Source organism: Rhodococcus sp. UNC23MFCrub1.1, assembly GCF_000686025.1.
Taxonomy (GTDB): Bacteria; Actinomycetota; Actinomycetes; order Mycobacteriales; family Mycobacteriaceae; genus Rhodococcoides.
The window spans coordinates 225,586-246,414 of sequence record NZ_JMLQ01000006.1; the positions used below are offsets into that span (position 1 = coordinate 225,586).

Annotated in this window: 21 protein-coding genes; 16 read left to right on the forward strand and 5 right to left on the reverse strand. The window is 68.3% G+C overall.

Features of this window, described 5'->3' with window-relative positions:
• Positions 1–291: 291 nt before the first annotated feature.
• The 11 genes from aceA (at position 292) to BR07_RS24965 (ending at position 11,156) form a co-directional block, all read left to right on the forward strand.
• A complete protein-coding gene (aceA, locus tag BR07_RS0115975; RefSeq protein WP_027506305.1) occupies positions 292–1,581 on the forward strand; it encodes an isocitrate lyase in 1,290 nt (429 codons plus the stop codon).
• Positions 1,582–1,741: 160 nt separating this feature from the next.
• Positions 1,742–2,626, forward strand: a complete 885-nt coding sequence (locus BR07_RS0115980) for a 3-hydroxybutyryl-CoA dehydrogenase (protein ID WP_027506306.1) — start codon at positions 1,742–1,744, stop codon at positions 2,624–2,626.
• Positions 2,627–2,757: 131 nt separating this feature from the next.
• Positions 2,758–3,561 carry an MlaE family ABC transporter permease gene (locus tag BR07_RS24950; RefSeq protein WP_051613460.1) on the forward strand — a complete coding sequence of 268 codons (804 nt, stop codon included), beginning with the start codon at positions 2,758–2,760 and terminating at the stop codon, positions 3,559–3,561.
• Between the two features lie 4 nt (positions 3,562–3,565).
• Positions 3,566–4,435, forward strand: a complete 870-nt coding sequence (locus BR07_RS0115990; RefSeq protein ID WP_027506307.1) for an MlaE family ABC transporter permease — start codon at positions 3,566–3,568, stop codon at positions 4,433–4,435.
• A 6-nt stretch (positions 4,436–4,441) separates the two neighbouring features.
• Positions 4,442–5,488 carry an MlaD family protein gene (locus tag BR07_RS0115995; protein WP_027506308.1) on the forward strand — a complete coding sequence of 349 codons (1,047 nt, stop codon included), beginning with the start codon at positions 4,442–4,444 and terminating at the stop codon, positions 5,486–5,488.
• A complete protein-coding gene (locus BR07_RS0116000) occupies positions 5,485–6,510 on the forward strand; it encodes an MCE family protein (RefSeq protein ID WP_231476395.1) in 1,026 nt (341 codons plus the stop codon). The genes BR07_RS0115995 and BR07_RS0116000 overlap by 4 nt, the downstream gene beginning before the upstream one ends.
• Entirely contained in the window at positions 6,507–7,487 is a 981-nt protein-coding gene (locus tag BR07_RS0116005) for an MlaD family protein (RefSeq protein WP_037186128.1), read from the forward strand. Before BR07_RS0116000 ends, BR07_RS0116005 begins: the two co-directional genes overlap by 4 nt.
• A 1-nt stretch (position 7,488) precedes the next feature.
• Positions 7,489–8,553, forward strand: a complete 1,065-nt coding sequence (locus BR07_RS24955; RefSeq protein ID WP_051613461.1) for an MCE family protein — start codon at positions 7,489–7,491, stop codon at positions 8,551–8,553.
• Complete coding sequence (locus BR07_RS0116015) at positions 8,550–9,587, forward strand: MlaD family protein (protein ID WP_051613462.1); 1,038 nt, start codon at positions 8,550–8,552, stop codon at positions 9,585–9,587. Before BR07_RS24955 ends, BR07_RS0116015 begins: the two co-directional genes overlap by 4 nt.
• Positions 9,584–10,534, forward strand: coding sequence for an MlaD family protein (locus tag BR07_RS24960; RefSeq protein WP_037186130.1), 951 nt, complete (start codon positions 9,584–9,586; stop codon positions 10,532–10,534). Before BR07_RS0116015 ends, BR07_RS24960 begins: the two co-directional genes overlap by 4 nt.
• A 40-nt stretch (positions 10,535–10,574) precedes the next feature.
• A complete protein-coding gene (locus BR07_RS24965; protein ID WP_051613463.1) occupies positions 10,575–11,156 on the forward strand; it encodes a hypothetical protein in 582 nt (193 codons plus the stop codon).
• Here BR07_RS24965 and BR07_RS24970 read toward each other — a convergent pair.
• Positions 11,129–11,956, reverse strand: a complete 828-nt coding sequence (locus BR07_RS24970; RefSeq protein ID WP_155957055.1) for a class I SAM-dependent methyltransferase — start codon at positions 11,954–11,956, stop codon at positions 11,129–11,131. The two genes, BR07_RS24965 and BR07_RS24970, sit on opposite strands and share 28 nt — an antisense overlap.
• 104 nt (positions 11,957–12,060) lie before the next feature.
• Between BR07_RS24970 and BR07_RS0116035 the strand changes: the two genes are divergently transcribed.
• Both BR07_RS0116035 and BR07_RS0116040 read left to right on the forward strand, forming a co-directional pair.
• Positions 12,061–12,321, forward strand: coding sequence for a hypothetical protein (locus BR07_RS0116035; protein ID WP_027506312.1), 261 nt, complete (start codon positions 12,061–12,063; stop codon positions 12,319–12,321).
• Positions 12,322–12,385: 64 nt separating this feature from the next.
• Positions 12,386–13,426 (forward strand): NAD(P)-dependent alcohol dehydrogenase, encoded by a 1,041-nt coding sequence (locus BR07_RS0116040; protein ID WP_027506313.1) that lies wholly within the window; start codon positions 12,386–12,388, stop codon positions 13,424–13,426.
• 72 nt (positions 13,427–13,498) lie between these two features.
• On the opposite strand, the gene BR07_RS0116045 is transcribed toward BR07_RS0116040, so the two are convergent.
• The 3 genes from BR07_RS0116045 to BR07_RS0116055 are packed head-to-tail and all read right to left on the reverse strand — an operon-like array spanning position 13,499 to position 15,615.
• On the reverse strand, positions 13,499–14,365 hold the full coding sequence (locus BR07_RS0116045; protein WP_027506314.1) for a PPK2 family polyphosphate kinase: 867 nt from the start codon (positions 14,363–14,365) through the stop codon (positions 13,499–13,501).
• A gap of 30 nt (positions 14,366–14,395) precedes the next feature.
• A complete protein-coding gene (locus BR07_RS0116050) occupies positions 14,396–15,187 on the reverse strand; it encodes a SigB/SigF/SigG family RNA polymerase sigma factor (RefSeq protein WP_027506315.1) in 792 nt (263 codons plus the stop codon).
• On the reverse strand, positions 15,184–15,615 hold the full coding sequence (locus BR07_RS0116055; protein ID WP_027506316.1) for an ATP-binding protein: 432 nt from the start codon (positions 15,613–15,615) through the stop codon (positions 15,184–15,186). The genes BR07_RS0116050 and BR07_RS0116055 overlap by 4 nt, the downstream gene beginning before the upstream one ends.
• 347 nt (positions 15,616–15,962) lie before the next feature.
• On the opposite strand from BR07_RS0116055, the gene BR07_RS24975 reads away from it, so the two are divergent.
• From BR07_RS24975 to BR07_RS24980, 3 genes are all read left to right on the forward strand, one after another.
• Complete coding sequence (locus BR07_RS24975) at positions 15,963–16,328, forward strand: STAS domain-containing protein (RefSeq protein WP_037186133.1); 366 nt, start codon at positions 15,963–15,965, stop codon at positions 16,326–16,328.
• A gap of 120 nt (positions 16,329–16,448) precedes the next feature.
• Complete coding sequence (locus BR07_RS0116065) at positions 16,449–17,483, forward strand: PHP domain-containing protein (protein ID WP_027506317.1); 1,035 nt, start codon at positions 16,449–16,451, stop codon at positions 17,481–17,483.
• Positions 17,484–17,602: 119 nt separating this feature from the next.
• A complete protein-coding gene (locus tag BR07_RS24980) occupies positions 17,603–19,852 on the forward strand; it encodes an EAL domain-containing protein (protein WP_155957056.1) in 2,250 nt (749 codons plus the stop codon).
• Here BR07_RS24980 and BR07_RS24985 read toward each other — a convergent pair.
• The gene (locus tag BR07_RS24985) at positions 19,778–20,809 is read right to left on the reverse strand and encodes a sensor domain-containing diguanylate cyclase (RefSeq protein WP_051613466.1); all 1,032 of its coding nucleotides are present in this window, start codon (positions 20,807–20,809) and stop codon (positions 19,778–19,780) included. The genes BR07_RS24980 and BR07_RS24985 overlap by 75 nt on opposite strands.
• Positions 20,810–20,829 lie beyond the last annotated feature (20 nt).

Sequence of the window (20,829 nt, forward strand, 5' to 3'; positions counted from 1 at the left end):
CCGGGGGTGAGCGTGTCGCACGGCGATCTCGTCGGTGTTCGGTATTGCGTGCATTTCGTTCCCGAACTGCGGTTATCAGGTTACTGACGGGTACGGAGTCGCCACGACACTCGCGACGTTCTTCGCAAGATTCGCAGAACGCGCGTACTGCTTAGCGTAGATTTACAGTCTCAGCAGGTAGACACCACTTTTTCTCTGTGCCATCGTGGGGTCGTACATCCGATATGCCTGGCAAGCCTGCGAAGCACGAGCACGCTGCCGACGCAGACGCAACAGAGACGGAGCTTTTCGATGTCGACCACCGGCACACCGAAGACCACGGAAGAGATCCAGAAGGACTGGGACACCAATCCCCGCTGGAAGGGCGTCACCCGCAACTTCACCGCACAGCAGGTGTCCGACCTGCAGGGCAGCGTCGTGGAGGAAGCCACGCTCGCGCGTCGCGGCTCGGAGATCCTCTGGGATCTCGTGAACAACGAGGACTACATCAACTCGCTGGGCGCCCTCACCGGCAACCAGGCCGTGCAGCAGGTGCGCGCCGGCCTCCAGGCCATCTACCTCTCCGGCTGGCAGGTCGCCGGTGATGCCAACCTCTCCGGCCACACCTACCCGGACCAGAGCCTCTACCCGGCCAACTCGGTTCCGAGCGTCGTGCGTCGCATCAACAACGCTCTTCTGCGCGCCGACGAGATCGCCAAGGTCGAGGGTGACTCGTCCGTGAAGAACTGGCTCGCGCCCGTCGTCGCGGACGCCGAGGCCGGCTTCGGTGGCGCGCTCAACGCCTACGAGCTGCAGAAGGCCATGATCGCGGCCGGCGCCGCAGGCGTGCACTGGGAGGACCAGCTCGCCTCGGAGAAGAAGTGCGGCCACCTCGGTGGCAAGGTGCTCATCCCCACCCAGCAGCACATCCGCACCCTGACCTCCGCGCGTCTCGCGTCGGACGTGGCCGACGTGCCGTCCGTCATCATCGCCCGCACCGACGCCGAGGCAGCCACGCTGATCACCTCGGACGTCGACGAGCGCGACCAGGAGTTCCTGGACGGAACCCGCACCGCCGAGGGCTTCTTCGGCGTGAAGAACGGCATCGAGCCCTGCATCGCCCGTGCGAAGGCCTACGCCCCGTACGCCGACCTCATCTGGATGGAGACCGGCGTGCCGGATCTCGAGGTCGCCAAGAAGTTCTCCGAGTCGGTCCGCAGCGAGTTCCCCGACCAGCTGCTCGCCTACAACTGCTCGCCCTCCTTCAACTGGAAGGCGCACCTGGACGACGCGACCATCGCGAAGTTCCAGAAGGAGCTCGGCGCGATGGGCTTCAAGTTCCAGTTCATCACCCTCGCCGGCTTCCACTCGCTCAACTACGGCATGTTCGATCTGGCGCACGGCTACGCCCGCGAGGGCATGACGGCGTTCGTCGACCTGCAGGAGCGTGAGTTCAAGGCAGCCGAGGAGCGGGGCTTCACCGCCATCAAGCACCAGCGTGAGGTCGGCGCCGGCTACTTCGACCGCATCGCCACCACCGTCGACCCCAACACGTCGACCGCAGCCCTGAAGGGCTCCACCGAAGAGGGCCAGTTTCATTAACCCCCACTCGGCGCTTTCTGCGCACTAGTCAGGCGGCTCGCAGCTTTCGTTGCGGGCCGCCTGTCTCGTATCTGCGGGCTTCGCCCGTGCCCGAGCAGAGTTACCCCCGTCTCACCCTCTCGCGTTGTCGCGCAGGGAGTCCCATTTCGAAGGAGTTTTCGTGGCCGTGGACAAGATCGAACGTGTCGGGATCGTCGGCGCCGGACAGATGGGGGCCGGAATCGCCGAGGTGTGCGCACGCGCCCACGTCGACGTGATCGTGTTCGAGCAGACACGGGAACTGGCTGCCGCGGGCAAGGCGCGCATCCTGAAGTCGCTCGACCGCGGCGTCAGCAGCGGCAAGATCACCGAGCGCGAACGTGAGCAAGCCGCCGCACGGTTGACCTTCACGTCCGAGCTGTCCGACTTCGCCGATCGCGAGATCGTCGTCGAGGCCGTGCTCGAGGACGAGGGGATCAAGACGGCCCTCTTCGTCGAGCTCGACAGGGTGGTCACGGATCCCGACGCGGTGCTCGCCTCCAACACCTCGTCGATCCCGATCATGAAGCTCGGCGTGGCCACGACCCGCCCCGAGCGGGTCATCGGCATGCACTTCTTCAACCCGGTGCCGGTTCTGCCTCTCGTGGAACTCATCTCGTCGCTGAAGACGTCCGATGCCGTCCTGGCACGCGCGGAACGTTTCGCGGCGGACGTCCTCGGCAAGCAGGTCGTCCGCGCGGCGGACAGGTCCGGCTTCGTCGTCAACGCTCTGCTGGTGCCGTACCTCCTCTCGGCGATCCGCATGGTCGAGTCGGGCTTCGCCACGCGCGACGACATCGACAAGGCCACGGTGCTGGGCCTCGCGCATCCCATGGGCCCGCTCGCACTGTCGGACCTCATCGGGCTCGACACCGTGAAGTCGATCGCCGACTCGATGTACGCCGAGTACAAGGAACCGCTGTACGCGCCGCCGCCTCTCCTGCTCCGCATGGTCGAGGCCGGCCTGCTGGGCAAGAAGACCAGTGCCGGGTTCTACGAGTACGTCAACGGTCGCATCGCGACCTAGTCCGGGGCCCGATGTTTGTCAGGCGTCACTGAACTCCCGAGAAACCGACTCGATCCCCGTTCTGCCGCGCTAGTTTTCAGCGCGGCGCACCACCTGCGTCCGACTGACTCGAGACGTACGGGGGGATCGACATGGCGCGCAGCATGCCGCTCGTCTCCCGCGTCACCACCGGCACCCGCACGCTGGGTCGTTTCGCCGACCTCGTGGTCGCTGCGTTCGGCCACCTGGTGCGGGACCTGGTGGGCCTGCGCTTCGCCTGGCGCGAGTTCCTCGACCAGGCGTGGTTCATGGTCACGGTCACCGTGCTTCCCGCCGTTCTCGTCTCGGTGCCGTTCGGCGTCATCGTCTCGGTCCAGGTGGGCAGCCTGACCAATCAGATCGGTGCCACGTCCATCGCGGGCGCCGCGGGCGGCCTCGGAGTCATCCGCCAGGGAGCGCCCATCGTGACCGCGCTGTTGCTGGGCGGCGCAGCAGGATCCGCGATCGCGGCCGATCTCGGTGCCCGCACGGTGCGCGAGGAGATCGACGCGATGCGCGTCATGGGCATCGACCCGGTGCGTCGGCTCGCGACTCCCCGGCTCGCCGCCATGCTCGTCGTCGCACCGCTGCTGTGCTCGCTGGTCATCTTCATGGGTCTGGTGTCCGGGTACGTCGTCAACGTCGGGTTCCAGGGCGGTACGCCGGGCAGCTACCTGTCCTCCTTCGCGTCCTTCGCCTCGACCACCGATCTGGTCGTCGCGATGGTGAAGGCCGAGATCTTCGGCATCATCGTGGTTCTCGTCGCGTGCCAGCGCGGATTCGAGGCCACGTCGGGCCCTCGCGGTGTCGCGAACGCGGTGAACGCCTCGGTCGTCGTCGGTGTGCTGTCGGCCTTCATCGTCAACGTCCTCGCCACCCAGTTGGTGTCGATGTTCCTTCCGCAGCGGCTCGGGTGACGCCATGACCGTCGCCCGCTACACCCCGCCCGGCACCGCGCCGCTCGTCCGCGGCGGCAAGCGCATCGCTCGCGTACCGCTCGGGCTGGTCGAGCACCTCGGGCATCAGCTCACCTTCGTGTGGCAGGTGCTCGTCGCGATCCCGCACACCCTGCGTGCCTACCGGCGCCAGACCATGATCGTGCTCACCGACATCACCTGGGGCAGCGGTAATCTCGTGGTCGGCGGCGGTACCGTCTCGGTGCTGGTCATCCTCGGCGTGGCCGTGGGGTCGTCCATCGGGATCGAGGGTTACAACGCCCTGAATCTCGTCGGCATGGGTCCTCTCACGGGCTTCATCTCGGCCTACGCCAGCACGCGGGAACTCGCCCCGATGATCGCCGCGATCGGGTTCGCCTCCCAGGCGGGATGCCGCATGACGGCGGAGATCGGTGCGATGCGCATCTCCGACGAGATCGACGCGCTCGAGGTGGTGGGGATCCGCTCGATCCCGTTCGTCGTCACCACGCGCGTCATCGCCGGCGTGGTCACGATCATCCCGCTGTACCTGCTCACGCTGATCCTGAGCTACGTCTCGTGTGCGTTCATCGTCGCCGCGTTCGGCGATCAGTCGTCGGGGACGTACGACCACTACTTCTCGGCGTTCCTGCAGCCGTCGGATTTGCTGTACTCGCTGCTCAAGGCCACCATCTTCGTCGGCGCCGTCATCATGATCCACGGCTACCAGGGCTACTACGCGACGGGCGGACCCGAGGGTGTCGGCCGTGCGTCTGGCCGCGCGATCCGCGCGTCGCTCATCGTCATCGTCGTCCTCGACATGATCCTCACCGTGGTCATCTGGGGAGTCGACGTCGGCATCAGGATCTCGGGGTAGGGGATCATGGCAGTCTTCGACGATCTGTCCCGCAGATCCGCGGGCCCTCGCTCGCTCCGGGTACGTGGCCTCGTGGTGGCCGTCGTGCTCGTGGTCCTCGGTGTGGTGCTCGGCAAGTACGCCACCGGTGACTTCGAGTCCCGTTTCGATCTCACGATCGACAGCACCGCCGTCGGTGACGGCCTCGCGGTCGGGTCGGACATCAAGTACCGCGGACTCCCCATAGGCCGTGTCGACGAGATCGAGCCGCTCGGGTTCGGATCGCAGCGAGTGCACGCCCACATCGAGCCGGCCGTCGCCTCGGTCCTGACCGACGACGTCACCGCGCGGTTCTCCTCCGCGACTGTCTTCGGAGCGACGGTCATCGAATTGTACTCGGAGGGACAGGGATCCCCGCTGCGCGAGGACACCGTCCTGGCACTGGGCGACGACACCGAGACGGCGACGGTCACCGGCGTCTTCCGCCGACTCGCCGATCTGACCGACGTGCTGGACGCGGACAACACCGAGCGGGTGCTCGACCTGGCGTCCCGCGTGTCGTCGGAGTTCGGCGACAGCCTGAAGCCCTTCTTCGACACCGCGCAGATGATGGCCGAGACCCAGCGTGCGCCGCTCGCCTGGAAGCTGCACCGCGGTGGTGAGTTGGCGGACGGGCTGGGCGCCTCCATCGGACCGGTCACCGACGTGATCGACCAGGTCGTCACCAGCAGTGAGTACTTCGAGAATCCGGAGAACAGTGCGCGGGCGATCAAGGCCATGTCCGGACTCGGATCCGGCCTCTCGATCCCACTGGGAGATCTGTTGCGCGACAACGGTCCGTACCTCCGCCCGCTGCTCGACACCCTGCTGGACGTGTTGCTGCCGGTGGCGCTCTCGGCGGGAACGCTCGCGCCGGCATACCAGCGTGTACCCGACGTGATCTCCGGCGTCGAGGACGCTTTCCCGAACGTCGACGGCCGGACCCAGCTGCAACTTCAGGTGATCGTGAAGAACATGCCCGCCATGGCCGGTCCGGCGGAAGCCTTCGCGGCGCGACTGGGCGGTGTGCTGTGACGCGCTCGTCGGTGGTGGGGACGCCGGTGGCGACCCTGGTGAAGCTCGGTGCGTTCGCGCTCGTGGCCGTGTTGTGTCTCGTCCTCGTGGGCGGCGCGCTGCGCAACGGCGGCGGCGACGAACGGTCGACGTTCGACGCGCGTTTCGACGACGTCTCCGGTCTCTACGCCGGTGACGACGTCCGCCTCTCGGGCGTGCTCGTGGGGTCGGTGAACGACATCGAACTCGACGGGAACCGGGCCAGGGTGTCCTTCGAGGTCGACTCCGACCGGCCGGTGCTCACGACCACGAAAGCTGCTGTGCGCTACGAGAACCTGCTGGGTCAGCGGTATCTCGAGCTCATCAGCACCGACGACTCGGGATCCGAGTTGGCACCGGGGTCCTCGCTGGCGGACGACATGACCGTGCCGTCGTTCGACATCACGACGCTCTTCGACGGGTTCCAGCCCATCTTCGAGACCATCGACACCGACCAGGTGAACCGGTTCGCGCAGAACGTACTCGATCTCGTGCAGGGCGACGGGTCGGGCCTCGGGCCGGTCCTGCGCGACCTGGACGGGCTGACCACCTATGCCTCGCAGCGCGAGGACCTCATCGTGCTCCTCATCCGCAACCTGGGCGCCATCTCCGGTGTGGTGGCCGAGCGCTCGGAGCAACTGGGTCGACTGTTCGCCGAACTCGACCGCGTGGTGTCGACGTTCGCCGACAGGGCCGACACCCTGCTCTCGTCCGTCGACGACATCAATTCCGGTCAGGGACCGTTCATCTCGATCGGGGAGCAGTTGCGCGACACCTACGACTCCGAGTACGGCCCGGTGGATTCGGCGTTCAAGCGGCTCGTGCCGGGAGCTCAGCAACTGGTGGACCTGCTCGCGATGGTGCCCAGTCTGCTGCGCGGTGTCGACCAGACGGTGCGCAACGCCCCCGAGGGGCAGGTCTCCGCGTGCTCGGCCGGCGACACCGAGATTCCCGGCATCGGCTCGGTCGTGCTCGGAACCCAGCGCCTGGTGGTCTGCCGATGAGCTCCGTGCGTCAGGGAAGCCAGACCGTCTGGGGAATCGTGGGTGTGCTCGCGCTCGTCGTCGCCGTGGTGGCCGCCGTCGTCGTGTACTCGCTTCCCATCGGGCATCGCACGTACACAGCGGCATTCGAGACGACCGGCGGAGCGCACGCCGGGGACGACGTCCGCATCGCCGGTATCTCGGTGGGATCGGTGACGTCGATGAAGCTGGACGGCGACCACGTCCAGGTGGCCTTCGAGGTGGACGAGAACGTCGAACTGGGCGACGCGACGTCGTTCGGGGTGCGCCTGCTGACGCCGGTGGGGGGCCACTACTTCTCGCTGACTCCCGGCGGTACCGGAGAGCTGCAGGACGGGGAGATCCCGCTCGAGCACACCCGCGTGCCGTTCTCGCTGTCCGACACGGTCGAGGCGGCGACGCCGATCCTCCGCGATCTGGACGGAACGTCGTTGCGGCAGAACATCGCCGAGATCGATCGGGCCGTGCAGGCTCAGCCGGAGTCGATCCGTGACATCACCACGACCCTGACGTCCATGACCGGTGCGATCGCCGATCGCCAGGACGATCTCGACCGGAGCCTCGACGTGGCCGACGAGTACATCGGCGAACTGGCGACCGATCGCGAGATCCTGCTGGGGCTGCTGAAGCAGATCGGCATCATCACCTCCAAGCTGGGCGCGAAGCGCGCCGACGTCGCCGCGGCCGCCGACAAGCTCTACCGGCTGTTCTCGCTCCTGCACCGACCGATCATGGCGCTCGACGAGGGGCTCGGCCCCACGATCGACGAGGTCGAGAATCTCGTGGCCTCGCTGAAGGAGCGCACGGGGTCCATCGACGACGCGATCTCCGCGGGCCGCGAGTTCTCCGAGTCCATGGCCGGCCTTCTCGACACCGGCGCCGGGCCCGTCATCGACCGCAGTGCCGCCGTCGTCACCGGATCGACGCTGTGTGTCCCGGTTCCCGGAAAGGTGTGCTGACGTGGCCGCTCGCAGCAAGGTGGTGGCAGTGGCCGTCGCCGCCGTCGTCCTGGTCGGCGCCGGGACCGCGGCGTCGTCCGCAGCCCAACTCGTCGGGACCCCGCGCTCGGATCTGTGCGCCGAGATGACCGATTCGGTCGGTCTCTACGAGGGGAACGACGTCACGCTCCTCGGCATCCCCGTGGGCGAGGTGACCGGCATCGAGCCTCGCGGCGACCACGTCCGGGTCACGATGTCCGTCGAGGACTCGCTCACGTTGCCGGCCGACGTGGGTGCGGTGACGATGTCGGACTCCATCGTCACCGATCGCCGGCTCGAACTGACCACGCCGTATCGCGACGGCGTGCCCCTCGATCGCGACGAGTGCATCCCGCTCGAGCGCACCCGCACCCCCATCGGGATCAGCGACACCCTCGAGGCGGTGAACAAGCTCGGCGCGGAGCTTCTCGGAACGACGTCGACTACCTATCCGGACAACCCGCGGCCGCCGGACGAGGAGATTCTCGGCGACACCCTGCGCTCGCTCGACACCGCACTCGACGGCAGCGGGGAGCAACTCGGGACCGCGCTGTCCCAGGTCTCCGATCTGGTCGGCAATCCGGCGAACAAGGACACCCAGGTGCGCCGCATGGTCGACAGCGTCGACACGCTGACGGCGACCCTGGTGGACCGGTGGCCGGACATCACCCTGCTGATCGAGAATCTGAAGCAGGGGCTCGGGGCCGCGGGCGACTTCTCGGAGCGGTTCGCCCAGGCGATCGATCTGACGGTCGAGTTCCTCCCCGTCCTCGAGAAGACGCTGCCGAAGTTCGCACCCACGCTCTACCGCGTGCTCGACGTCGTCGTCCCGATCGTGGCGATCATCGTCAGCAGAGTCGGCGACATCGCGAGCATCCTGTCGCGGGTGCCGAAGCAGACGGAACAGCTCGCCTCCCTCCAGGATCCGGACACGCAGGCCGCCCGGCTGACGTTCGCACCTCCGCAGTTCGCGGTGCCCGTCGCGGGTGGGTCCACCGTGAACGTCGATCTGGTCCCGCTCGTGCTCGGATCGGCAGGGTCCCGGTGAAGCGGCTCCTGGCGGCGCTGACCGTGGTGGCCGCGGCCGTGACGGCGTCGGGCTGCGGTGCCTCGATCGCCGACCTGCCCGTGCCGGGCAGTTACGTTCCGGGCCCGACCTACCGGGTCGACATCGAGTTCTCGAGTGTGCTGAATCTGCCGGCGCGGGCCAAGGTGGTCCTCGACGGTGTGGACGTCGGGCTCCTGGAGTCGGTCACCCTCACCGGCTCGACCGCCGTCGCCGCCGTGAACGTCGATCGCACCGTCGCACTGCCGGCGCTCACGCGAGCGGAACTGCGCCAGGGCACGATCCTGGGCGAGATCTACGTCGCGTTGCAGCGTCCGGAGGACGGATCCGACACCTCGGGTGCCACCCTGCAGGACGGCGACGTCATCCCGCTCGAGCGGACGACGCCGGCGGACAACGTCGAAGACGTGCTGCGCGGGCTCTCCGAGGTGGTGGCCGGCGGGCACATCGTCGACTTCCAGCGGTCCATCGATCGGTTCAACCGGGCGATCCCACCGGATCCGGCGACGGTCGACCTGATCAACGACAAGGCCCGAGAGGCGTTGCGGGACCTGGCGACCAACACGACGGAGCTCGACCGCATCCTGGGCGGCGCCGAGGCGGTGACCCGGTCGTTCGCCGAGAAGACGGACACGCTCGACACCATCCTGACGAGTGGTCCGGAACGTGTCGCGGGACTCGCGGACGCCCTGCTGGTCGTGGTCGACGCCCTGATCGATCTGGGGTACATGTCGCGGAACATCGGTGCCGTGATCAACCCGGTGGCGGGAGATCTGCACGACGTGATCGCCACTCTGCAACCCATGATCCGCACTCTCGCCACGGCCGATCTGACGGCGCCGATGCTGGCGTCCCGCATGGACGCCCTGCTGCGCGAGAAGCTGGTGCCGTTCTTCACGTCGTCGCCGAACGTCCGCATCGCCTCCGTCTCGGGCGACACACCCGCGGGAGAAGCACCCGTCGATCAAGCCGACGAGATGATTCAGGTTTTGCGATCGATCGGATTCGTGCGATGAGGGGTTCGATCCTGTCCGCCACGGCGCTCGCGGCGGTCGCCGTGCTGGGTGTCGGATACCTGTCGTTGAACGTCCTGGACATCGATCCGCGACGCGACCACGCCGAGATCACCGTGCCGCTCACGACGTCCGGCGGCCTGATCGACACCTCTCAGGTGACCTTGCGAGGATTCGCCATCGGCAGGGTCGAGCGGATCGACGTCGAGGGCGGTGGACTCCGTGCGGTCGTCAGAGTGGATGCCGCGCAGAAGATTCCGGTCGACACCGAGGTGCGGGTCTCGAATCTCTCCGCGGCGGGCGAACAGTTCCTCGACTTCCGTCCGCATTCGGACTCCGGGCCGTACCTGGCGGACGGGGACGTGGTGGACGCGGCGGACGTCTCGGTCGCTCCCAGCGTCAGCGACACCCTCGCGGTCGCCGAGGCACTCACGCGCGAGATCGACACCGATGCGCTGGGCGGCATCGTCGACACGGTCGACACCGCCACGCGTGGCCGGGAGTCGGACATCGACAACGTCGTCGAGGTGTTGCGGCTGCTGTCCCTCACGTTGGCCGACAAGAAGGACGAGATCCGGCGGCTGTATCGCAACCTGCAGGTGCTCGGCGAGAACGCGTACGCCGATGCGCTGGGCCCGCGGCTCGCGGACGCGGTTCCCGAACTGAACGCCTCCGGAGCAGGTCTCGACCACCTGATCGGTTCGTACCAGGACTACTCGTACGTCGGCGAGACCGTGTGGGACGGCGAACTGGCCCGGTTGGTGCCCAAGATCGACGAGTACCTGAGTCAGTTGTCGCCGGACCTCGGCTTCATCGCCACCGTGCTGCGCCCGGTCACACAGCCGATCCGCCCGCTCCGGGTCGATGCCGGCGCCCTGGTGACGATGCTCGAGCAGGTCTTCCCGCGCGGCGGACCGGCTCGGGTGGCCGTGACCCTGCCCGGCAACTGACGTACCCCTCCTGCATCAGACGGACGACGAGAAGGCCATCATGACAACAGAACTCGACACCACCTCGACCGAGGACGACGCGGCGCCGGACACGGCGGTGCCCGCGGTGTCGTCCCGGACGCGCCTCGTGGCGATCGTCGCCACCGTGGTCGCCGTGCTCGCGACCGTCGCTGCCGTGGTGGCAGGAGTGCAGTGGCAGTCCGCCCACTCGGCCCTGGCCGCGGAACGCGGAGCCGATGCCGACCGCGCCACCGCCGAGAACACGGCGCGGGCGTACACGGAGCGGTCGTTGACCTACGACCACACGGACATCGACGGCTTCTTCGGGGGCGTAGAGGAGGGCACCACCGACGCTCTGCGTGAGCGCTTCGACGGTGTGCGCGAGGTGCTCACGCAGATCATGACCGACTCGCAGGTGGTGGCGTCGGGTCGGGTGAACGCAGCGACGGTCACGGCGCAGGAGGGCGACACCTACACGGTGTCGGTCTTCGCGACCCAGACCACGCAGAACCTGCAGCAGCCCGAACCCGGTGCCGTGCCGACGCTTCTGACGGTGACCGTCGAGCACACCGGCGACGAGTGGTTGGTCTCGGACTACGGAGCCGACACCGGCACGTCCTGATCGCTGCGGCTCAGCCGCCCGGTGACGAACTGGGCTGCGCCGTGGATGCGCTGCTCCACATGCTCGACCCCGCGTTCCCGCAGGACGTCGGTGATGTCGTCGCGTCGGAACATCTCCAGTCCCACGGTGCTCGCTGCCGCGGCGGTGACCGCCCCGACCGGCTGTGGGCCGCGCCGCACCGTCGTCATGAGCGCGATGCGGCCGCCCGGTCGCAGCACCCGGATCATCTCGTCGAGGACCCGGTACGGCTCCGGCACCAGGTACAGCGCGGCGTAGCAGCACACCGCGTCCACGGCGTCGTCCTCGAACGGGATCTCTCGCGCGTCCCCGAGCAGGTAGGCGACGTGCTCGTCGTCGTCGGTGTCCGCCGACGCGCGGGCGATCATCGGCTCCGACGCGTCCAGGCCGATGACGAGAGGCCGACCGTGCGCTCCGGTGAGCATGGCCTCGGCCAGCGATCGCGAGAAGTTGCCGGGTCCGCACGCGACGTCCAGGACGACCGACACGTCGGGGGACACGAGACCGAGGTCACGCACCGCGTAGGCCCGCTGTTCCTCCACGGAGGGCCCGCCGGCGCCCATCCACAGGCGGAACAGAGGCCGCCACGCGCGTTCGTAGACGGCCGCGAGGGGGGAGAAGGTCATCAGGCGCCCGGCGACGGACGATGCGGAGGCGGGGGACGCCTCTCGCGCTGTGGAGTCCGTCACCCGGACGTCGAGCACTCCGCGCATCGGCGACGACGCGTCGACACCCGTTCGGAGTAGTTCTCGGGTCCGCCGTACCGCGGGTGTCTCGGCCATACCGACCACGCTAGCGCGACCACGCCCACGGCGGTGCGGACGTTGCTACTGTGACCGACGGGGTCCGGTCGGACCCGTTCGCGTACAGGGGAGGACGTCACGTCATGGCTTCGATCACGGTGCCCACCATCGCTGGAATCGGTCTCGCTGCAACAGGTGCCGCGCACTTCGTGGCGCCCGACGCCTTCCGCTCGATCACCGAGCCGGCGTTCCCGAAGGACACTCGTACGTGGACCTACCGCAACGGTGCGTCGGAGCTCGTGATCGGCACCGCCATCGCCGTCCCGGCCACGCGCAAGGTCGGTCTCGTCGCGCTCGCGGGGTACCTCGGCTTCCTCGGGTACCGGATGGCCACCGCTCGCTGATCCGTCGCCGGGGACGAATCGGACATGGTTTACGAGTCAACGATGCACGGGTAGACATGTGTACATGTCCACAGCAACCGCATACGCCGCCACCGCACCCGACGCACCGCTCGAGAAGACCACCATCGAGCGACGAGAGCTCGGTCCGAACGACATCCTGATCGACGTCAAGTTCGCCGGTATCTGCCACTCGGACATCCACACCGCCCGCAACGAGTGGGGCGGCACCACGTACCCCGTCGTCCCCGGCCACGAGATCGCCGGCATCGTCGCCGAGGTCGGTTCCGACGTCACCAGCCGCAAGGTCGGCGATCGCGTCGGCGTCGGCTGCTTCGTCGACTCCTGTGGCACCTGTGAGGCCTGCAAGGACGGCGACGAGCAGTACTGCACCAAGGGCGTCGTCCAGACGTACAACTCGAAGACGTACGAGGGTGAGTTCACCCACGGTGGCTACTCGACGCAGATCGTCGTCACCGAGAAGTTCGTGCTGGGCATCCCCGAGGGCGTCGAGCTCGACGTCGCCGCGCCGCTGCTGTGCGCCGGCATCACCCTCTACTCGCCGCTGAAGCACTGGGGCGCGGGCCCCGACAAGAAGGTCGCCATCATCGGCATGGGCGGACTGGGCCACGTCGGCGTCAAGATCGCCCACGCGCTCGGCGCTCACGTCACCGTGCTCAGCCAGACGCTGAGCAAGGAGGAGGACGGCAAGCGACTCGGAGCCGACGAGTACTACGCCACGAAGGACACCACCGCGCTGAAGGACCTGCGCGGGAAGTTCGACCTCATCCTCAACACCGTCTCCGCGAACCTGCCGATGGGCGACTACCTCGGCCTGCTCGCCCGTAACGGCACGCTCGTCGAGTTGGGCGTTCCCGAGAAGCCCCTCGAGGTCCCGGCCTTCAACCTGCTGGCGAACCGTCGTTCGTTCGCGGGCTCCATGGTCGGCGGCATCGCCGAGACCCAGGAGATGCTGGACTTCTGCGCCGAGCACCACATCGGCGCCGAGATCGAGGTCATCTCCGGCGACCAGATCAACGAGGCGTACGACCGCGTCGTCAAGTCGGACGTGCGCTACCGCTTCGTGATCGACACCGCCACCCTCTGATCCACGGGCGCAGCGCCACAGCTGCGAACACCACCTTCGGGCGCCGACCTCGCGGTCGGCGCCCGTCGGCGTTCACGGCCGCGGCAGGGACGCCAGACGCTGCTTCTCGTGCTCCACGTCGAAGTCCGCGGGCGGCCACTGCAGGTCCAACGACGTCAGTGCTCCCGTCAGCAGCTCCGTGACGGCGAGGCGGCTGTACCATTTGTGATCGGACGGCACCACGTACCAGGGCGCCCACTCCGTGTCGGTGCGATCCAGGACCGCCTGGTACGCCTCCTGGTAGGCGACCCACTTCTCGCGCGCCTCGATGTCGCTCGGGTCGTACTTCCAGTACTTGTCCGGCCGGCGCAGTCGACGAGCGAGACGCTTGCCCTGCTGCTCCCACGACAGCGCCATGGCCACCTTGACGATGGTGGTGCCGCTCTCGACCACGCGGCGCTCGAAGTCGTTGATCTCGTCGTAGCGCGTGCGCCACACGCTGGGATGAGCGAGTTCGTTCACACGGACGATGAGGACGTCCTCGTAGTGGGACCGGTCGAAGACCCCGATCTGGCCCGGTCGCGGCAGCTTCTTCTCCACGCGCCACAGGAACGGGTGCGCCCGCTCCTCCTCCGTCGGGGTGCCGAAGGTCGCGTGATCGACACCCTGGGGCTCGACCATGCCGAGCACGTGCCGGACCATGCCGCCCTTGCCCGAGGTGTCCATCCCCTGCAGCACGAGCAGGACCGACCGGTGGTCGCCGCTCTTGCCGCAGGCGTACAGACGCTCCTGAAGTTCCGACAGGATCTTGCCGCGCGCCGACATCAACTCCTTGCCGGCGTCCTTGTCGCGATCGAAACCGGGCGTCGACGCGGCGTCCACCGTCGACCACGACGTGCCCGACGCGGCCAGGGCCGCGGGCAAATTCGTGGTGAAGCCGGGCGACGGTGAGCTGCTCATCCCGCGAGCGTAGGCGTACGCCCCGCTTCTCTAGTGCAGTTCCTCGCGGAGTTGGGCGAGTGTCCGGGCGAGGAGACGCGAGACGTGCATCTGCGAGATCCCCATCTTCTCGGCGATCTGCGTCTGCGTCATGTTGCCGAAGAAGCGCAGCAGCAGCACGTTGCGCTCACGCTCGGGGAGCTTCTCGAGCAGGGGACGGAGAGCCTCGTGGTTCTCGACGTTCTCCATCTCCTTGTCGTAGTCACCGAGGGTGTCCGCCAACGACAGGCCCTCGGAATCGCTTCCGCTGGAAGCACTGTCGACCGAGAGTGTCTGGTAGGCGTTGCCTGCAGTGAGCCCCATCGCGACCTCGTCGCGGTCCAGGTCGAGATACTCGGCCAACTCGGAGACGGTCGGTGACCGCCCCTGCGTCTGCGACAGATCCGCGATGGCACGGGAGAGCTGCAGGTGCAGTTCCTTCATGCGCCGAGGGACGCGGACGGCCCATCCCGCGTCACGGAAGTGCCGGCGTACCTCGCCCATGATCGTGGGTACCGCGAAGGACACGAAATCGGATCCGCGTTCGACGTCGAAGCGATCGACCGCGTTGACCAGCCCGACGCGGGCGACCTGCACCAGATCGTCGTGCGCCTCACCGCGGCCGTCGAATCGGCGGGCGATGTGTTCGGCGAGTGGCAGGCACCGCGTCACCAGCTCGTCGCGCAGCTTGCCTCGCAGGGGATCGCCCTCGGGCAGCGTGCGGATGCGGGTGAAGCGCTCGGCGACGTCGGCGTACTCGTCCGCCGAGCGCCGTGACTTCGGCTTGCGTTCGCTTGTCGTCACTCGTCCCAGCCGTGCTTGCTCTTGGTGAACTCGATGGTGGTCGAGACGACACCGCGCTCGTCCTCGGACTGCGACGTCGACACGGAGTCGGTCAGGGCGTTGAGAACGTGCCAGCCGAAACCGCTGGCGTCGAGATCGGCGCCGGCCTCGGTCGTCGTCGTCACCGACACGTGGAGAGCGTCGTCCGCGGTGAGGAAACGGCACACCATGCGGGCACCCGGGGTGGCACGCACGATGAGGCGGCTGCAGGACTCGTCGATGGCGAGCCGGATGTCGGCGATGCTGTCCAGATCGAAGTCGTCCTGGGCGGCGAGTGTCGCGGCCACGGCGCGAGTGACCGACAGCTGGCTCGCGTCGGCGTGGACACCGAGCTCGATGGTGGCGTCGGCCCCCTCCGTGTTCGGCTCCGTCGTGATGGCCCGTGTCATGAGGTCTCCCACTTCTTCGTGTCGCGTGTCGGTTCAGACGAACCTCGTACGTGTTCGACCGGTCGAGATTACCCGGGGGCCGTCGTCGCAAAACGTGCACCGTACCGGCGGCGTCTCCCGCGGCGTCGCTCGATGTTCACCCGGATCCTCACCGAAGTGGTTGGCAGACCGCTCCGGGTAGCGTAGGTTCAGAGACAGGTTGAGTCAGCAGCCGACGTACGAAGCACCGTCGATGGTCGCTCGGACTCCTTTCCATCAACCGCCACTCATTCTGCAGTCGCGGACGGGTTCTTTCTCCTGCAGCACCATTGCTCTGCTTCTCCAGCTAGATCGGCATTTGGAGAATCATGACTGTTTCGACTTCACACGCATCCACCACCACCACTCTCGGCGACGACGTCGTCATGCTCGGCGGACTCATCTCCGTCGTGCGCACCGACTCGGAGACCACGTACCGCGTCACCGGCAGTGTGGACCTGTCCAACTCGTCCACCTTCTCGGACGTCGTGAGCAACGACGTCGAGGCGGGACGAAGCATCGTGCTCGATTTGTCCGGAGTCGACTTCTTCGGCACCGCAGCACTTTCCGTCGTGGCGGGTCTCGACGACCGCAGCGCGGCGAACGGTTCCCACCTGACCCTCGTGGTCGGCGACGCGGTCACCCGCGTCATGGGTGCCGCTCGGTGGGAGCCCACCGCACGCGTGGTCCGCTGACCACCCTGCACCGAAACTCGGCGTGATCCGGTTCGTCCGGGTCGTCGCTCCCCCCTGCCCCTGTCGCCGGTTCCCGGTGGCAGGGGCAGTGTCATGTCCGGGGCCGTAGGCTCTGACGGCATGGAACCTGTTGCCGCACTGCGAGAGGTGGCGTTCTGGCTCGAGCGGTCGCGGGCCGAGACGCGCCGGGTCAAGGCCTACCGCACCGCCGCCGACGTCCTGGCCGCACTGGACGCCGACAGGATGGCCGAGCTCGCTCGCACCGACGGCTGGACCACCCTGCGCGGCATCGGTCCGAAGACCTCCGCGGTCGCCGCGGCGGCCGCGGCCGGCGAGGTTCCCGAGTACCTCCTGCAACTGCGCGCCGAGGCACAGCCCATCGGTGTCGGCGGCGAGGAACTGCGAACAGCTCTGCGCGGGGATCTGCACACTCACTCCGACTGGTCGGACGGGGGAAGTCCGATCGAGGAGATGGCGGAGACCGCGCGCAGGATCGGGCACGAGTACTGGGTGCTCACCGACCATTCACCGCGTCTGACCGTCGCCCACGGGCTCTCCGCCGACCGACTGCGCGCCCAGCTCGAGGTCATGGACGAGGTGCAGCGACGCTTCGAGACCGACGGCGGGCGGCCGATGCGGGTGCTGACCGGCATCGAGGTCGACATCCTCGACGACGGGTCGCTGGACCAGGAGCCGGAGCTGCTCGACGACCTCGACATCGTCGTCGCGAGCGTCCACTCCCACCTGCGCGCGGACAGCGCCACGATGACGGCGCGCATGATCGCCGCGGTGACGAACCCGCAGGTCGACGTTCTCGGCCACTGCACCGGCCGTCTCGTCGAGGGCGGACGCGGCACCCGCCCCGAGTCGACGTTCGACGCCCGTGCCGTGTTCGAGGCGTGCCGTGACCACGGGACCGCGGTGGAGATCAACGCGCGTCCCGAGCGCCAGGACCCGCCGGAGCGGTTGATGGAGCTCGCTCTGGAGATCGGCTGCCTGTTCAGCATCGACACCGACGCGCACGCCCCCGGCCAACTCGACTGGCTCGGCCACGGTTGTGCGCGTGCCACCGCGGTGGGCGTTCCGCCGGACCGTATCGTCACCACCTGGCCGGTCGACCGGTTGCTGGACTGGGCGTCGTCGGACGGAGCGTGACGCGGGCAGGTACCGGTCCCCGAGAGGAAAAGCGGGCAAAGAACGGGCAGAGTGCGTCGAAGGTGGAACAATCGCGAGGTGTTGCTGGGGGCGGAAACGGGTCTGGGGGCGGAGACGTGGTGACGGGAAGCCTGAACTCGGGTGGCCTGAACTCTGGTGGTTCGGACTCGGGCGACGCCGGCGACAGGCGCACCGTTCTGGCAGCGCTGACGGCGATCTCCGAGTCGTCCCAGGACGGCGTCGTGGTCTTCGATCGCAACACCTCCGTGCGGTACGCCAATGCCGCCGCCCGCACCATCCTCGAGTTCCCGGCCCACGAGAACCCGTCCGCGCGAGACCTCGTCGCGGACACGGCCGCCTCGACACTCGACCTCATTCTCGCCGAGCTGAACGCCACGGGAGCCTGGACAGGTCGGGTCGCGGTGGGAACTCCGGCCCGACCGATCCTGGTGTCCGCCTGGGTACTCGGGCCCACCGACGGCCACGAGGTCGTGGTCGCGACACTCGTGGACGGCTCCGAGCGGCAGGAGCGCGAGGAGGAGCTCGTCGACGCCCTCACCGCCGTCCGCCGCCGAGCGCGCGAGCAGCGCATCGTCGCCGGGCTCAACCGTGCGGCGCTCACCGGATCCTTCGACGACCTCGTGGCCACCGCTCTGCAGTCCATCGTGGACCTTGTCGGTGCCACGCACGCCGTGGTGTTCCGCCGACGCGGTGCGGACCGCCTGGCCGTCCACGCGGCCACCTTCGAGCCGCCGGACGAGGAGACCCTGCCCTCGGGCACCGCGACGCTGGCCGGCTACGCGCTCGAGCGCGAGGAGGTGATCGTGTGCGCGGACAGCCGCGACGAGACCCGCTTCGACGTCACCCTGCTCGAGGACCACGACCTCCGCAGCGGTATCGCGGCTCCCGTCCGCGGGGGCGACGGCACGTGGGGTGTCCTCGTCGTCTATCGCACCGAGCCGCACACGCCGTCGGCCGACACGTTGTCCTTCGTCGTCACGGTGGCCGCGGTGCTGGCGTCCGCCGTGCGCCGGTCCGACCTCGAACGCGAGCTGCGATACCGCAGCCTGCACGACCCGCTGACGCAGTTGGCGAATCGCACGCTCGCGTACCAACGCATCGATTCCGCGCTCGGAGTCTCGCGCGAGGACGGCACGCTCACCGCGGTGATCCTGGTGGACCTCCACGACTTCCGCACCATCAACGACAGCTTCGGCCACGGAGCGGGGGACGCGGTGCTCACGGCGGTGGCGCCGATGCTCACCCGCACCGTCAGGCCCTCCGACACCGTCGCCCGCTTCGGCGGCGACGAGTTCCTGCTCGTGTGCCCGGGCCTGCGCAGCACCTTCGACGCCATCGGCGTCGCCCAGGGTGTGCTGGCCATGTTCCGCCGTCCGCTCACCATCGGGAACCGGACGACGACCGTCACCGCCTGCATGGGCATCTCGGTCGGGTACGGCGAGCACACCGCCGCGGAGATGGTCCGCCAGGCGGACGTCGCCATGGGCGGCGCGAAGAAGGAGGGGCCGGGGAGTTACGAGCTGTACGACAAGGTGCAGGGCGGAGAAGCGTTGCGGCGCTTGACCATCGCCTCGGAGCTCCGGTCCGCGATCGAGAACGACGACCTCGACGTGGCGTACCAACCCGTGTTCGACATCCGATCCGGACGCATGACCGGGGTCGAGGCGCTCGCGCGGTGGACCACGTCGAGTCTCGGCGTCGTCGGGCCCGACGAGTTCGTTCCCGCCGCCGAACGCGCGGGCCTGATCGGGCCGCTCGGCAGCTGGGTGCTGCGCCGGGCGTGCACCGAGGCCGCGCGCTGGCAGACCGGTGATCCGGTGGAACTTCGCGTCAACGTCAGTCCGCTGCAGCTTCGTCAGCGCACGTTCGCGTCGTCCCTCGCCGACACGCTCGAGCGCACCGGTCTCGCCCCGGATCTGCTGGGCATCGAGATCACCGAGACCCTGTGGCTCGAGGACACGTCCGCCGTGAAGAACAACCTCGACGAGCTGCACCGGATGGGCATCAAGATCCTGCTGGACGACTTCGGTGTCGGCCACAGCTCGCTGGACTACCTGACGCGCTTCCCGATCCTCGACGCCATCAAGATCGATCGATCGTTCGTCGCCGACCTGCCGACCGAGCAGTCGGAGGCGGTCATCCGCGCCGTCGTGTCGGTGGCCGACGCGTTCGGTCTCGACGTGGTGGGCGAGGGCGTGGAGACCACGGCCCAACTCGACAGCCTCGTCCGGTGCGGATGCGGGTACGCCCAGGGCTACCTGATGGCGCGACCACTACCGCCGGGCGACGTGACCGCCCTGGTGGCGTCCGGGGGTCGGATGAATGTCGATGCCGGACCTGCTCGGTGACCGACGCTTCGACACGTACATGTTCTCGTCCGCGAGCGACCACGACGCGGTGATGCTGCCGGCCTCGGTGACCGTGCTCCAGCCGACCGACATCGGCACATCCGCCGCGTGGGCGGAGGACTCCAGGGCCGTGAGCATGCCGTCGACGTCGGTGGCGTCGCGGTCGAACACCAGGACTCCGAACTCGTCGCCGCCGAGACGGGCCACGACGTCCGACTCGTGAGCCCACGCCCGCAGCAGTTCGGCGGCGCGTCGGATCACCCGGTCTCCCGCGGCATGGCCGTGCCGGTCGTTCACCTGCTTCATCCCGTCGAGGTCGACGACCACCACGGCGCCGGGGTCGGCGAAGCGAGTCCAGCGCGCGTCCTCGGGCTCGAGCACCCGGTTCCATCCCCGCCTGTTGAAGAGTCCGGTGAGGGGGTCGGTCTCCGCCTCGCGCCGAGCCAGTTCGGCGGACCGCTCCGCGACCGCGCGGGCGTGGTCGGTCTCGAACACCGTGGTGAGCAGCCCGGACAGGAGATCGAGCAGCGCGGTCATGCCGGCGGGCAGCGGCCCGCTGATCGGCCGCGAGCCGAAACCGCACATCGTGCCGAACAGCGAGCCGTCCGCCCGCCGGATGGGCACACCGATGTACGACCGGACCGGGTCGTGCCCGGGTACGCCGATGCGCGGGATGCCCGCGTCGTCGAGGTCCTCCACGACGGACGGGATCTCGCCCTCGGTCATCGAATGGCACAGCGACTCGTTCCACCCCACGACGAGGCCGGTGTCGATCCCCAGGCCGTTGGTGTTGGTGCGCAGGAAGATCTGCTTGTCGTCGACGACGCGCGAGACGGCCCAGGCCGTCGCGGGAAGGATGCTGTCGAGATACGCGACGACGGCCGCGCCCGCGGCGTCGAAGGTGGAGAGCGCGGAGGGCGGCGGTGCGATCGAGGGGGGACGAGGTGGAACGGTCACGGTCTGTCCTGAGGGCGGAA